Here is a 14,050-nt window from a genome sequence, read left to right as displayed (position 1 = left end):
GACCATGGAGCCAATCCCGGATATTTTTATTTTTTTAGGACGGTTTCATTCCCTTGTTGTCCACCTGCCAATAGGGTTCCTGACATTGGCTGTTTTATTAGAAATCCTAATACCTGGAAAACGGTTTGAACATTTCAAAAACTTCATTCCATTTATCTGGTTACTGACGGCCTTTAGTACCATCGTGTCGGTTTTATTAGGATACTCATTGTCACTTGGGGGCGGGTATAATGAGAGTACCTTGTTTTGGCATCGGTTCGGCGGGTTCACCTTAATTATACTGTCGCTGATTGGTTTTTTCCTGAACAGGCAAAATTTTTCCAGTTTCAAAAAATCCAACCGGCCGGTATATTTGATTTTTATACTGTTCACTTCAATCAGCCTTATTGTTACGGGACATCTTGGTGGTTCACTTACCCATGGCAATGAATACCTTTCTGAATTCGCACCAAAATCACTATTTGGTTTTTCGCCAGGTACGGTTGAAAACCATCCGGTAAAAAGAAAGGTAACATCACTTGATTCTGCTGATATTTTTAATGATGCCGTATTGCCGATTATACAATCGAAGTGCACCAGTTGCCATAATAAGGAAAAGAAAAAAGGGGGCTTGCTCCTGACTTCTTATGACGAAATATTTGCAGGCGGCAAAACGCGCGAAGGTATTACACCAGGAAACCTTGCTACCAGTGAAATCTTCAGAAGGATAACACTTCCCCAGGACCATAAAGAGTTTATGCCAACTGGTGGAAAAAAACCGCTAACTGAAGAACAGGTAGCTATCCTGGAATGGTGGATTGAAAACGGTGCACAAAAACAAGCCATGATTGGCGACTTGCATCCGAATAAGAAAATGCAGGATATCTTAGGGGATTTCTTCCAGATCGGAAGGGATGAAATCCTGGACTTTACGGCGCCGCCTGAAAGTCCTGAAGCCATAAAAACCTTATTACAGGATGGCTACCTGGTTAACCAGCTTACAAGGGATAAACACCTTTATGAAGTAAATCGGAACGGGAATTCAAATGAGCCCCCAAAGGTTAAAGACCTGAAACTACTAAAAGAACAATTAGTCTGGTTGAAGCTTACAGATTGCGGCATTTCAGATGATGACTTAAAAGAAATCGGAAGCCTTTCAAACCTTTACAAGCTTAACCTTAGCAGGAACAAAATTTCTGATAAAGGGATAGGGTACCTCCTGGGTTTATCAAAACTAGAATACCTGAATTTATATGGTACGGCTATTTCAGATAGCAGCATTACTGCTTTAATGGCTTTGCCAAATCTTAAAAAATTATACGTTTGGGAAACTGCCGTTGACACATTGAAGATGGATACTTTTAAAGTCCCGAAAAAAGACCTTGAAATAGTGTATAAAATAAAAGGGGACAATTAAAAATAACTGCCCCCTTTTGAAATATAATATTGCTTTTACTGCTTCAGCTGTATGTTCCTGTACTCCACTTTCATATCATCCATTACGTGCAGCTGCAACCCAATGAGGCCTTTATCTTTGCGGTTAATGGTGTCGTTATCGGTTGTTTCGCTCATCAAAACCCCATTAACATAATGCAGCATATGGTTTCCTTTTACAACCAGGTGCAGCTCATTCCAGTCGTTGGGATGTATTTTCAATTTCAAGGAATCGGGGTTGCCTAATGAGCCTGTGATCACAGGCTTTTCATTTGTAGGAATGGTAGCAATCTGTCCGCGCATAGCCAAAAACCCGCGGCCCCTTTCTTCATAGTTCTGGCCGGTATACACATCGGCCCCATCGATATCAGCCTGGTACCCTTTCAAGGCATAAGGAATGTCCTTCACCAATTCACTGCGGTACTGAACACCGCTGTTACCACCTGAACTGATCCGGTATTCTGCTTTGAATTCAAAATCAGACGGTTCACCGCCTTTCCAGATCATAAAAGTGTTCGTTTTGAGTTTATGGTCTTTTGTTTCCAGTCCGGTTAACACCCCGTTTTCAATATGCCAGAAGCTGGTGTCACCTTCCCAGCCCGCAAAAGATTTTCCGTCAAAAATGGGAACAAAACCAGGTGTAGCAGCAGCGGTATCACTGGTAGCTGTTTCAGCTTCTTTTTCTTTAGGTGCCGGGTTATTACAACTGGCCATTACGGTTACAATTAGGATGGCTGCAGGAATTGATAGATATTTCATGATTGTTTTTTATAAATTATTTGTTGCTTTCCAGGATCCTGTAGCTGCTGATTGCAAAACTGCTTCGCAAACTTTTTCTGTTTCATAGGCTTCTTTAAATGTTGGCGAGCAGTCTTCGCCGGTTTCAAGGCCCTTAAAGAAATCGGCCACCTGGTGAATGAAGGAATGTTCGTAACCAATTCCCAGGCCGGGTACCCACCACCTGTTCATATATGGCTGGTCGCCATCGGTAACATGGATAGACCTCCAACCTTTCAAAATAGACTCATCTGAATTATCAAAAAACTGCAGCCGGTTCAGGTCATGCAGGTTCCAGGCAATGGAAGCATTGGCGCCATTGATCTCAAAAGTATATTCAGCTTTATGTCCACGCGCGTAACGGGTTGATTCGAAAAGTCCTAGTGACCCATTATTAAAATGGCACATAATGGCACAGGCATCATCAATTGTTACAGGTTCTTTTTTACCGGTTAACTGATGGGTGCGTTCCTTTACAAATGTTTCCGTCATAGCAGAAACATCTTTAATGCCACCATTCAGCCATATTGCAGTATCAATACAATGCGACAACAGGTCGCCCAAAACCCCGGATCCTGAAACAGCAGCATCCATGCGCCATAAGCCCTCCCCGCCCTGCGGAAGTTCTGCATTGATGGTCCAGTCCTGCAGGAAATTTGCACGGTAATGGTATATTTTTCCCAGTTTGCCGGAATCAATAATTTGTTTGGCCAGGGTTACTGCGGGAATGCGGCGGTAATTATAATACACTGTATTTTTTACACCTGCTTTCTCCACTGCATCAACCATTTTTTGTGATTCCTCCAATGATCTGGCAAGTGGCTTTTCGCAGAGTATCATTTTGCCTGCGGCCGCGGCGGCAATAGCAATTTCAGCATGGGTATCGTTCGGTGTACATATATCGATCGCATCAATATCATCCCTGGCAACCATTTTTCTCCAGTCTGTTTCGAAAGAAGCATAGCCCCACTGCGCAGCAAATGCACGGGCCTTTTCTTCATTACGCGCACAAGCCGCCTGCAAAACAGGTGTAAATGCAAGTTCGGGAAAGAAATTAGCTATCCTGTTGTAGCCATTTGAATGGGTTCTTCCCATGAAGCCGCAACCTATCAGTCCGATTCTTAATTGTTTTTTCTGGGCCATCTTTTATTAAATTAAAAGGTAGTATTGATATTTATGAGTTATGCATTACGCTTAAGACCAACCGTGGGCTTCGCGTACTTTAATCATTTTTCCAAGGATGTCATTCCAGGTTTGCTGCTTCATCATCACAGCATTCGGGAACATACAGCCATCCCAACAAATATGTTTAAACGCTTTAGTAAGTTCCCCGTTTTCATCCCGCAACCAATACCCGGCATCATGTACAATATCGAGCTTGCCATTAGGATCTGTTGCCAGGCAATGGCGTCCTGTTTTATCATGGGATCCGCTGCCAAATACTGTTCCATCGTTCTGTGCAACATGAAAATCGATTGTCCACGGACGAAGGGCTGCGGTTAATTTCTTAAGTCCGGCGTTGAATGTTTCGCGATCATTCCAATCGAAGTTTGCAGGAAGAATACGGTCCTCCGGACTGTTATAACCTAACATGTACAACAGGGTATGTGCCATATCGGCCTGGAAGCCGATATTAGGCCGGTCAACCGCTTCAAGCGTATTTATCATCGCTTTCCAGCTATGCATGCCACCCCAGCAGATCTCACCTTCCGCCGCCAGTTTTTCACCGAAATCAGCGGCTACATCGCAGGCTTCACGGAATGTTTCAGCAATCAGGCGGGTATTACCGGCTGGATCTTTTGCCCAGTCCTCTGGTTTGGAAGCAGAATCGATCCGGATAACACCATATGGGCGTACACCCAATTCCCGGAGCTTCTGGCCAAAGCGGCAGGATTTGCGAACCATGTCAACAAACACGGCCCTGTCTTCCTTACTACCCATAGCAGGGCCGCCCCAGATCGGTGCAACAAGGCTGCCGATATTCAGGTTCAGTCCGGCACATTTTTCAGCCAGCTTTTTCAAGCCATCGTCTGATATATCTATATCAAAATGGGGTTCAAAAAGCCCGATATCTATCCCATCGAATTTAACGCCATCTACCTCTGCGGCAGCGGTTAATTCCAGTAAAGTATCCAATGGAATTGGTGGTTCTGAGTCTGGTCCTTTGCCTACAATTCCAGGCCAGGTTGCATTGTGCAGTTTCGGGAAATTGTTTTGTTGCATATCGTCAGGTTTTATTTTTTTATAGCATCAATGAGGTTCAGTAAGCAGTACAGGTTTATAGCCGCCCCTGGATTTAAAATAAATAAAGAGTAAGAGATAACATAGAAACATTAAGGCTGGGAAAAAGGCCACTGTCCGCAAGGCGCTTTTTTTAGCATCATTCTGGACAAGGTTGATCTCCTCAACTGCCTGTGCAGGGGCCTGGGCCATTTTCTGGGCGTCAAGTGCCTTATATGTTCCGAAAAGTCCCTGTTTTGGTTCCGTCAAATAGGTCGTGTGCAATGTGGTATTATTTTGCTGGTCATAAGCGGCCAGGTTCTGGTCCAGTTGTTTATCCTGCACAAAACCAAGTATAACCGCACCAATTACACCAACACCCATCATACCAACAGCCCCTGTAAAATTAATGGCAAGCGCCCCACCCCTTGGAAACTGTTCTGAAACCACCCCAAGCATTGTAGGCCAAAAAAATGTTTTGCCAAAAGCATATACAGTAGCCGCCACAATAATCAATACACCGGTTGAATAGGAAAGAAATACCAAACCAAGCATGGCTACCAGTGAGCAGGACAGCAGCAGCCCTACCGGCGAAAGCTTATGAACAATGGGGCCCGCATAAAACCTGAGCAGGGCCATTAAAATAGATGTGTACATCAATACCCAACCACCCTGGAAACCCATTTTCTGCATTGCGGGTGTCATTAAATCTGTAATCCAGCTATCCGTTCCCAATTCGGTGGTCGCCAGTGGAATCATGATGAGGAGCAGCAGGATAAGCAGCGGTTGGCCTAAGGAGCGCACGTAATATCCGAAAATAGCTACTGCAACCAGCGTGATAATAACACTTACTGTATAAGACCATTGAAAAAGGCTGCCAAGCTGGAATGCACATAAAGCAGCTATAATAAGCATACCGAGTATGCCAACTTCCTTTAACATGTCGAGGTAGCTGACACCGGCTTCAACCCGCTCATTAACCGGGAATTCCCGCTTAACAATGATCCAGCCATATACGATGGCAGGCAGTAAAATAAATGCGATGATCACCTGCCATGGAAATTGCTGGTTAATCATAAATATCCCTAATAAACCACCAATCACCATACCGGCAGGCCATCCCGCATGCAGTATATTCAGCCATTTGGTTTTTTCCCTGGGAAACATGGTGGCCACAACTGGATTGATTACAGCTTCTACGGCGCCGTTACCTAAAGCGAATAAAAAGGTACCTGCAAAAAGCATCCAGTAACCATTCGCGAAAATGGTGATGATGACTGAAAGTATATGGCAGATAAAAGCAAAGACCATTGATTTTTTGTACCCGATCTTATCAATTATAAGACTAAAGAAAACAATACTGATACCAAAAGGCCAGAATCCAACACCGAATATTTCCCCCTGCTGCGTTTTACTTAACCCGAACTGAACGCCCCACTGTGCCATGATAAATGCCCTGAAAACAAAACCAAATGCAGTAGCGACCAGGGCTATAAAACATCCCCAGAATAGCATTTTTTTATCCTGCTCTTCTGTAGTTGTTTTTACAGAGCCCACTATTGTTGAATTCATATTTACTTTATTGAAGGTTAAATTAATGATTTAATAGCCACTGGCTGGTACGTTCATTGAAGTCTGCTATTTGTTCCCAATGAAAAGCATGTCCGCACCCTTCATACATATGCAATTCAGCGTTGGGTATAGCACCGGCCACTTCAGTTGCCATCCATTGTGGCGTAAAAATATCTGCAGTGCCACCAATGACCAATACCGGTTTCCGGATCCGGGGGAGTTGGTCAAGCACATCATGATTTATACATGCTGCTGCCTGACCGGATATACCCTGCAGCGATTGGACCTGCTCGTTAGTCGCGGCCTTTTTACGGTCTTCTGCCAACTGGGCAAATATCGTTTCGTTGTCCCAGGAGGACTTTGAAAAAATCAATAGTTGTATAAACAGGCTGAATGCTTCCGGATCGAGGGACCTTTTACAATTGACCATGTGCTGGAAGATGGCTTTAGCCATGTTGTCGCATCTTGCCCAGGGGCACATCAACACTAATGAAATAATTTTGTCAGGATGCCGGATCGCCAGTTGCTGGGCAATGGTACTTCCCATGGAAACGCCCACCACCCTTACTTTTTTCAATTGAAGCGCATCCAGCAAACCTGCATAATCATCTGCCATCTGCGCAGTTGTATAAGGTCCGGCAGGAGTATCTGACTGGCCCACACCGCGGTTATCTGCAGTGATGCACCTGAAACTATTTTGCCAGTGCGCCACATGTTTTTCCCAGACCGATCCTGTTGCGGTAATTCCCATAATAAGCAGCAGCGGCTCACCTGAGCCCTGTTCCTCATAAAAAAAGTCTATACCGTTAGTGCGTATTTTAGGCATCGCAGTTATTATTTTAATGCCCTGACCAGGGTTTCATTCACCCAGCGGCCATCGTGGAGCGTTACATAATCTGGATCATCCATGGCTTCAGGACCTTCATCCTCGCAAATGATCCAGCCCTTATAATTAATATCTTTCAGCCATTGGGTGATGCCTATCAGGTCGACCTTACCATTTCCCATCAGTGTGAATTCCGGTTCACCGTTCCAGTCTTTATAATGCATGTGGTTGATCAGGGCCGAATATTCCTTCATCTTTTCCAACGGGTCCATTCCGGCATTTATGATATGGCCGACATCAGGCGTCCAGCCAGTTGCAGCGCTATCCAGTGCCGGCAATATCACCGCATAATCTTCGGCTGTACGTACAATGGATGTATGTGGTGAATTGGGATGGAAGCTACAGGGCACCCCTTTCTCCATGGCCCTTCTTGAAACCGTGTTCACTATATTGACCAGGTTCCTGCGGCGTGTTTCCAGTTCATGGCGGCCGGAAGGTATTTGTACAGTGCAAAGTATGGCACCCGGAAAACGTTGCAATAAACTGATCATCTGGTCGGCTTCCTTCCTTTCCTTTTCTGATTCTTCAGTGCCTTTCCAATCCAAAGCCAGTGAAATGGCAGCTAATTCCAATCCGGTCTCCCTGAGTTTTGCTTCCAGCAGGCCCGGGTCACTTAAATCACCCATCCAGAAATGGATGGGTTGGATTCCGGTGAACCCTGCCCGGGCAATTATTTCCATCATATGCCCAAGCCTGTTCTCATGCGTTTTACCGCTGCCGTTCATAAACCAGGTATATACTTCAGAACCAAACCTGAATGGTAGTGCGTTTGCCATGATTAAAGACTGTGTTTTTTGCATTGTTGTTGAATAAAGGCTAATCCTTTTGTTGCTATATCCCATGGCTTTGAATATTCCCGCCATACATTGATCGCATTCGCAAAATCGGGATCAATCCGGGAAAAGGCCTCAATCGTGAGCCAGCCTGAATAATTGATTTCTGCCAATGTTGAAAAAGCTTCGTCCCAAAGCACATGACCATCACCGGGAGTTCCCCGGTCATTCTCACTGATATGCACATGAGCTAATAAGGGGGCAATTGTTCTGATGGCCGTTTGGTTATTTTTCTCTTCAATATTAGCATGGTGGGTATCATACATGGCCCGGACATTAGGATGGGCAGCAGCTTGTACCAATGTTGTCAACTGTTCGGCTGTATTGCACAAATAGCATTCAAAACGGTTCAGCGCTTCCAGTGCCAGGGTAATGCCAGCCTGGGCTGCATAATCACCTGCGGCATGCAATACTTCACCTGCCCAGCCATACTCCTGCGACTGGGGTGGTTGCCTGGAAAAAACACTATGCGCCGAATGAAAAGGGCCGCATAATACGGTGGCATTCATGTCCTGGGCCCGGTCAATAACCCATTTGATGCGGTCTAACCCTTTCTGCCTGATTGATGCCGAAGGGCTGACCGGGTTCTCAGTTTCACTGACAACCGTAACTGCCGTTGTTTCGAGGCCAATATTTTTTGCATGGTTCCCGAAGCGCCGGTAGGCTTTCTCATCAGGTGCACCAATAAAACACTCCACACCATCATACCCTATCTCCCTCAAACGGTCTATGATGGGGAATAAATCATCCGACACAACTGCAGACCAGACGAGCGTATTAAATCCAATTTTATTCATGGGTTCTGTATTGTAAAGTGGTTGCTCCTATTTATCCATTGGATGTTGTTTGAGTAATTCTTCCGGGGAATAAAATCCGGACTTCTTATCAATTTCGGCCCGCACCGCTTTTACTTTTTCAGGTTGAATTGCAGAAGCCCTGTTTCCAAATGAATTTCGGACATAGGTTAAAACAGCTGCTACCTCTTCATCTTTCAGCATACCGCCGAAAGGCGTCATCGGCACCAGTCCCGGGAATTTTTTTCCATTTACATCAATGGGACCGTACAATCCTTTTAATACCAGTTTAATCAGCCGGTCTTCATTGCCTGTTACCCATTTCGAATCTGACAATGGTGGGAACCCTGATGCCTCCAGGCCTTTTCCATTGGGCTGGTGGCAGGTAATACAATAACCGTCCCTTCCAAATATAGCCTTTCCGGAAAGCATAACATCTTCCTTAATGCCCTCGGGCAGGTCATGCATGATTTCTTGTTTTTTCTCATCAGGTCCACGGCCGTTCAGGTGTAAAACAGCAGTTTCATAAGCAGGTTTCATCCAGTCATCCAGTGGTTTTTTTCCTGCTTCCAAAACAATGGGCAACCCTTTTTCCTTATCCAGCCAGGAGGCGGAAACAATTGCTTCCAAACGAACACGGCCATTGTCATCTTTTGCAGCAGCCATTAAGAGGTCGGCCTGGTCAGGTAAATTTTGGGGGGTGAAACGTACGACCTCAACTGCAGCAGCTCTTACCCTTGGGTCCTTTGCCTGCAATAATTGTTTGAGCAGATTTTGGTCCACCTTATCTAGCCCCCAGGTTACCCACAGTGCTTCCAGCAATTGGTGTTCATAATCCGGGGATGTTTTATCGAGTTGACCTATCCATGTAGCAAGTGCCGGCAATACTTCAGTGGCCGGATGTGCACGCAATTCCCGGTGGCTCCGGTATCGGGTCCTGTATTCCGGCAGTTTTAAATTATCCAGCAATTCCTTAACACTGGCACCGGCAACTTTGGCCGGTACAACAAGGGGCCGGGATGGATAGGTGATCCGGTAGATTCGTCCATGTGAATGGTCGCGTAACGGATCCCTTGCATTGTGCTGCATATGGCCGATCAATACATTATGCCAGTCAGCGATATATAAAGACCCATCTGGTGCGAACTCTAAATCAACGGGACGGAAATTCGGGTCAGATGATGTCATCAGGTCCTGCCGGTGTTTACTTTTATAACCTGTGCCGTCATCGGTAAGGCTATGTTCTTTGGTCCCTAAAAATCCGATAGTATTGTTGATGAGCATATCGCCCTGTACTTCATCCGGAAAATGGCGGCTCGAAATAAATTCAAGTCCGGATGTAGGCCTAACCTTATGTGCTTCTTCAATAAGGTTGGGAGATTTCGGGGTAAATTCCCCATACCTGGGTTTAACAGTTCCGGGCATCATCCAGCTAACATCGGGTCCTGAGGTTTCAGCATAAAAAACCTGGCCCCAATTGTCGAATGCGATACCCCATGGATTGGGAATGGACAACTGAGCGATCCGATCTAATTTTCGGCGGTTAACATCATAGCGGAAAAAGCCACCGTTAGTACCGCGCACAGGTCCATAAGAAGTTTCAATATCATTCAGCAGGAAAACACCCTGGCCCATGTAAATTGAACCGGAAGCATCTGTTGTATAAGCATGGTGGGCATGGTGGGTATCGTGGTCATCAAATCCACTCAATAATATTTCTTTGGTATCGGCCTTATCATCGCCATTGGTATCCTTTAACAGCACAAAATTGGTACCCTGTGAAAGGTATACACCTTCTGGTGCAAATTCAAAGCCAAGTGGCAGCGGTAAGCCATCAGCGAAAGTGGTTTCCTTATCAGCCTTACCATCACCATTGGTATCTTCCAGGATAATTAATTTATCGTTGGGCTTAGGGTCGCCTGGTCTCCAATGCGGGTAAGTAGGCATAACAGCTACCCATAGACGACCTTTATTGTCAAAGGATATCTGTACGGGTTTTGCCAATTCAGGAAACTCTTTCTCCGATGCAAACAAATCAATTTTGTACCCTGGTGCCATTTTGAATTTGGCTAATGCTTCATCGCCAGAAAGATACCGCAGGCTGCCATTTTTCTCACTAGGCTTAAAATTGGTTTTAACTTCAGATAATGGGGAAGTTGTTTTGTCAGCTGAATCCAGGTCCATCTTTTCGCCCTTTGCCGCCTTCCAGATGGCTTCATCCCTTAACAGGGTCATTTCCCTTATCTTTTTGACTTCAGCGGGGTAATTATCCGGACCGAAAGGATCATAACGCCGGCCAAAAACATGCACTCCGTTGGGTATCTTGATGTCATTATGCCACATCCAGTTTTTTTCCACCACTGCTTTGCTAACCAATTCACGATTAGCTTCAGCCTTTGCTTCAGCCTTTCCAAAAACCGCATCCGCTAAAAATGGCCCGAACTTAGCATAACCCGCATCTGATAATTGTGAACCATCAATTGTAAAATCTGTTTCCTCACTTTCAAACCAAGCTTTTGATGGGGTAAAGGCATCTATATATAATACCTTATTTTTTTCTGCTACCTCTTTCATCGCATTGGCATATAATAAAAGGTTCTTGTTCTCGGTCTTGCCGTCGGGGAGGTCAAATTTCTTTGAAAGGTCTTCAAATGCGATGGGTGAAACAATGGCAAGCTGTGGCGTTGAAACACCATTGTATTTTTGTTGCAGGGTATGTATGATAAAGGCATCCAGCTCGGCTTTGTAATTCTCAAGTCCGGCTTCACCCTGGAAGGATTCATTGAATCCAAACAAAGCAATGATGATATCCGCCTTATGGTTTGTTATCCATTGGTCGGGATATTCATAGAAGCCTTCGCTCTCCGGACTTTTAGCCAGCTCAGTCTGGAATTTTTCTGCCCCCGGAAATGCCCATGGTGTAGGTCGGCCAGAATGCGGCCTGAACCCCGGCGTATTTCCGCCGTCGCACATATTGCGGATATACAATAAACTGTCGGGGTACCGCACCTGCAGGTCCGTTTCAAAATAAGGGTAGTTCATCATCCGCGAGCCAAGGTTATTCCCGACCAGGATGATGTGCGCTCCTTTCTTTAGGGTGAGGTGATTCCCATCGGCCTTTTTACTTGTACATCCCGGAGCTAAAAACATTACTGCGCCAAAAAAGAACAATACAAGATTGCTTTTTTTACTAAACTGTTTTCCCATTTCATTTATTTATTACATCAAAAACTCAAGCAATCTTTTGAAACATTACACTACAAGGTCGGGGTTATTGGGGCCAAAATGTTTCAGCATTACGATCGGATCTGTTGCTGAAGGGTTGGTGATTTTCACACCTTCTTTAGCAGCAGCTTCGCTGATAAAAAATTCATCGTTGGTTAGTTGGCCATAGCGAATCAGGGCTGGTGTTTCAATATCCCAAACGCCCATTTTGCCATGCCCCTGCATTACAATAATGCCATAGGCTGCACTGTCTTTAATGGTAACTGTTTGTCCGGGGAAAACGGTTAACTCTTTCGCGCTGAAATCATGCGATTTATAGCAGATCCAGTTTTCAGAATAACCTTCGGCATGCATTTCTGCTACCGGCTTCACTGGTTTGGGCGCCATAAAGCGGTTAGTCATCATATTGGGATCAACATTCAGTTCCCAATCCAGGATATCGATTAAGGAATCATAATCTCCGATACTTTCTTTCGGGGATCCGTTCCACAATAATTCTTCCGGAATAATCGCCTCATTAACGAGCGACTGGTACATGGCAAATACATCCGATGCTTTTTGTGGTTCATAGGTACATAAACTACCCGGTGCATGCAGTAATCCGGGTGGCACATCCCAGCCGGTGCCTGGTTCAAGCCTGTATGCCGAAGAAAAGTTTGTGATCTTATTATCGCCTTTGGTAAAATTAACCAGGCATTCCCTGATCTGTTCTTTGGTTGTGCCAGGTTCAATTCCTATGAAAGTATACGGGAAATCACCGCCATGGTTATTCAGTTGTGGCGGGAAATAATAGGCCTCTGGCTTGCCCTTCTGTCCTATTAATGCTGCTTTTTCATCGTTGTGGTGCACATGGTGTGGCAGTGGTCCCATATTATCGAAAAACTTGGAATACATCGGCCAGCTGCCGTAAGCGTTCCATATACGATCACCAATCAATGCACCTTTTAATGCATCAATGGCATCTTTCAGTAAAAACTGCTCAGTTTTGCCGCCATCTGTAAATACCACTTTGCTAAGGCCTTCGTGCTCGCCGGTTAAGGGGCCGTTCTTGGCTGGTGTGGTGGAGGAAAGCCAACGCTCATCGATGCCTCCACGCTGGCCGCCCAATACATAATAATCATCGGGATGCAGTTTTATCCTTCTCCCTGGTACACAAAAAGACCTGGGTACCCAGGTGGGTGCCAGTCTAAGAATACCTTTTCCTTGTTCGAGTGCTTTTTGGGCTACTTGTAAATTTTCCATTGGCTTAACTTAAAGATGAGTTTATTGTGTAATCGTTAGGTCGTTTATAAATGATTGAATTTCGTCACGGGTATGCAATACCTGCAAATGGAGGTCATACATCCTGGTCTCCCCGGGCGCTAAAAAGAGGAGTGTATTTTGTGCCCTTGCCTTAGATTGCCCAATAGGCGGATTTGTACCTGGTTCTATGCCGGTAACATATTCGCCCTCTCCCCAATGTTGCCAGTTTGTTAGCCATGGCAATTGTGATTTTGAGAAGCGGATAGCAAGGGCCACATTAATTTTCGGGTTGTATAATCCGCAGGTACATGTTCCTTCATCATCAGCGGCAATATCAATAAATGCCACTTCTTCCCCTGAACCATTGTGTGACTGCAAGGGGGCCGGACAAGTATGAAAATCGTTTGTAGCGGAAAATATTTTGCAATCCGGATTGCCTGGTTGCCACTCACCTTTCCATAATATCTGCGCGCCTTCATCAGCGAGCGGCCATCCAAAATTACAATGGTAAAGGAGCATATGTGGTGCAACTGTATTGCCCCGGTTCGTCACTTCATCATGGATATGAATGAAAGGCTGGCCAAGTACACAGGAAATAGTTCGCCTCAATTCAAGGCATGGACCAAAAATATGTGTTTGGGGTATTTTCCCGGTTATACTCATTTCCATTTTTCCGAAAATCGGATCAGGCTGAATAATTGATTCAATTTCAGCCGGCGTATTGCTGATCGGACCATGAAGCCCGCGTTCCCCATACTCGTCTGATTCCGGTCCGCCTACATGGGTAAGCCCGCAGGTGGTAAGCAACCCGCCCCCGAATGTTTTCAACCAGTCTATTCCTTTGTCACCATTCATTTGCGGTGGCCTTACCCCGGTTGCATTCATCCAACCCAGGCTATGCTGGTTATAAAATGCATCAGCAATATCCATTGCCCGGTCAATGACTACCTTGAAACGCAATCCAGTGCCAGTGTTTATCCAGGCAATACGGGTACCTCGTTCCGGGCCATTGTCCAGCACGGCGGTTTCTATACCGCCGAGCTGGGAATGGTGGGATAACTTATGATGGAATGGCTGCAGCATTGTTT

The 14,050-nt window shown here is 45.3% G+C and carries 11 protein-coding genes; 1 reads left to right on the top strand and 10 read right to left on the bottom strand.

Annotated elements, in window-relative coordinates; genetic code table 11:
- Window positions 1–4 precede the first annotated feature (4 nt).
- Complete coding sequence (locus tag LAQ65_RS03200) at window positions 5–1,396, top strand: DUF2231 domain-containing protein (RefSeq protein WP_224115492.1); 1,392 nt, start codon at window positions 5–7, stop codon at window positions 1,394–1,396.
- A 35-nt stretch (window positions 1,397–1,431) separates the two neighbouring features.
- Here the strand turns inward: LAQ65_RS03200 and LAQ65_RS03195 are convergent, their stop codons facing one another.
- The 10 genes from LAQ65_RS03195 to LAQ65_RS03150 are packed head-to-tail and all read right to left on the bottom strand — an operon-like array spanning window position 1,432 to window position 14,045.
- Entirely contained in the window at window positions 1,432–2,172 is a 741-nt protein-coding gene (locus LAQ65_RS03195; protein WP_224115491.1) for a 3-keto-disaccharide hydrolase, read from the bottom strand.
- Window positions 2,173–2,181: 9 nt separating this feature from the next.
- Complete coding sequence (locus tag LAQ65_RS03190) at window positions 2,182–3,333, bottom strand: Gfo/Idh/MocA family protein (RefSeq protein WP_224115490.1); 1,152 nt, start codon at window positions 3,331–3,333, stop codon at window positions 2,182–2,184.
- Between the two features lie 51 nt (window positions 3,334–3,384).
- Window positions 3,385–4,413 (bottom strand): sugar phosphate isomerase/epimerase family protein, encoded by a 1,029-nt coding sequence (locus LAQ65_RS03185; RefSeq protein ID WP_224115489.1) that lies wholly within the window; start codon window positions 4,411–4,413, stop codon window positions 3,385–3,387.
- 27 nt (window positions 4,414–4,440) lie between these two features.
- A complete protein-coding gene (locus LAQ65_RS03180; RefSeq protein WP_224115488.1) occupies window positions 4,441–5,982 on the bottom strand; it encodes an MFS transporter in 1,542 nt (513 codons plus the stop codon).
- Window positions 5,983–6,004: 22 nt separating this feature from the next.
- Window positions 6,005–6,808, bottom strand: a complete 804-nt coding sequence (locus LAQ65_RS03175; protein WP_224115487.1) for an alpha/beta fold hydrolase — start codon at window positions 6,806–6,808, stop codon at window positions 6,005–6,007.
- 8 nt (window positions 6,809–6,816) lie between these two features.
- Window positions 6,817–7,644, bottom strand: a complete 828-nt coding sequence (locus LAQ65_RS03170) for a sugar phosphate isomerase/epimerase family protein (RefSeq protein ID WP_224115486.1) — start codon at window positions 7,642–7,644, stop codon at window positions 6,817–6,819.
- Window positions 7,645–7,646: 2 nt separating this feature from the next.
- Entirely contained in the window at window positions 7,647–8,498 is an 852-nt protein-coding gene (locus LAQ65_RS03165; RefSeq protein ID WP_224115485.1) for a sugar phosphate isomerase/epimerase family protein, read from the bottom strand.
- A gap of 27 nt (window positions 8,499–8,525) precedes the next feature.
- Entirely contained in the window at window positions 8,526–11,702 is a 3,177-nt protein-coding gene (locus LAQ65_RS03160; protein ID WP_224115484.1) for a PVC-type heme-binding CxxCH protein, read from the bottom strand.
- Window positions 11,703–11,747: 45 nt separating this feature from the next.
- On the bottom strand, window positions 11,748–12,962 hold the full coding sequence (locus LAQ65_RS03155; protein ID WP_224115483.1) for a hypothetical protein: 1,215 nt from the start codon (window positions 12,960–12,962) through the stop codon (window positions 11,748–11,750).
- A 21-nt stretch (window positions 12,963–12,983) separates the two neighbouring features.
- Window positions 12,984–14,045 carry an aldose 1-epimerase family protein gene (locus LAQ65_RS03150; RefSeq protein ID WP_224115482.1) on the bottom strand — a complete coding sequence of 354 codons (1,062 nt, stop codon included), beginning with the start codon at window positions 14,043–14,045 and terminating at the stop codon, window positions 12,984–12,986.
- Window positions 14,046–14,050: the final 5 nt, after the last annotated feature.

The organism is Flavihumibacter profundi (genome assembly GCF_020076305.1).
Taxonomy (GTDB): Bacteria; Bacteroidota; Bacteroidia; order Chitinophagales; family Chitinophagaceae; genus Flavihumibacter; species Flavihumibacter profundi.
The sequence above is the reverse complement of the archived record's forward strand: the minus strand, read 5'-3'. Positions and strand labels throughout refer to the sequence as shown.

Bases quoted from the DNA above. Each gene is read 5' to 3' on its own strand.
- LAQ65_RS03200 (WP_224115492.1), top strand. From the start codon at position 5: ATGGAGCCAATCCCGGATATTTTTATTTTTTTAGGACGGTTTCATTCC.
- LAQ65_RS03170 (WP_224115486.1), bottom strand. From the start codon at position 7,644: ATGGCAAACGCACTACCATTCAGGTTTGGTTCTGAAGTATATACCTGG.
- LAQ65_RS03190 (WP_224115490.1), bottom strand. From the start codon at position 3,333: ATGGCCCAGAAAAAACAATTAAGAATCGGACTGATAGGTTGCGGCTTC.
- LAQ65_RS03175 (WP_224115487.1), bottom strand. From the start codon at position 6,808: ATGCCTAAAATACGCACTAACGGTATAGACTTTTTTTATGAGGAACAG.
- LAQ65_RS03195 (WP_224115491.1), bottom strand. From the start codon at position 2,172: ATGAAATATCTATCAATTCCTGCAGCCATCCTAATTGTAACCGTAATG.
- LAQ65_RS03150 (WP_224115482.1), bottom strand. From the start codon at position 14,045: ATGCTGCAGCCATTCCATCATAAGTTATCCCACCATTCCCAGCTCGGC.
- LAQ65_RS03185 (WP_224115489.1), bottom strand. From the start codon at position 4,413: ATGCAACAAAACAATTTCCCGAAACTGCACAATGCAACCTGGCCTGGA.
- LAQ65_RS03180 (WP_224115488.1), bottom strand. From the start codon at position 5,982: ATGAATTCAACAATAGTGGGCTCTGTAAAAACAACTACAGAAGAGCAG.
- LAQ65_RS03165 (WP_224115485.1), bottom strand. From the start codon at position 8,498: ATGAATAAAATTGGATTTAATACGCTCGTCTGGTCTGCAGTTGTGTCG.
- LAQ65_RS03160 (WP_224115484.1), bottom strand. From the start codon at position 11,702: ATGGGAAAACAGTTTAGTAAAAAAAGCAATCTTGTATTGTTCTTTTTT.
- LAQ65_RS03155 (WP_224115483.1), bottom strand. From the start codon at position 12,962: ATGGAAAATTTACAAGTAGCCCAAAAAGCACTCGAACAAGGAAAAGGT.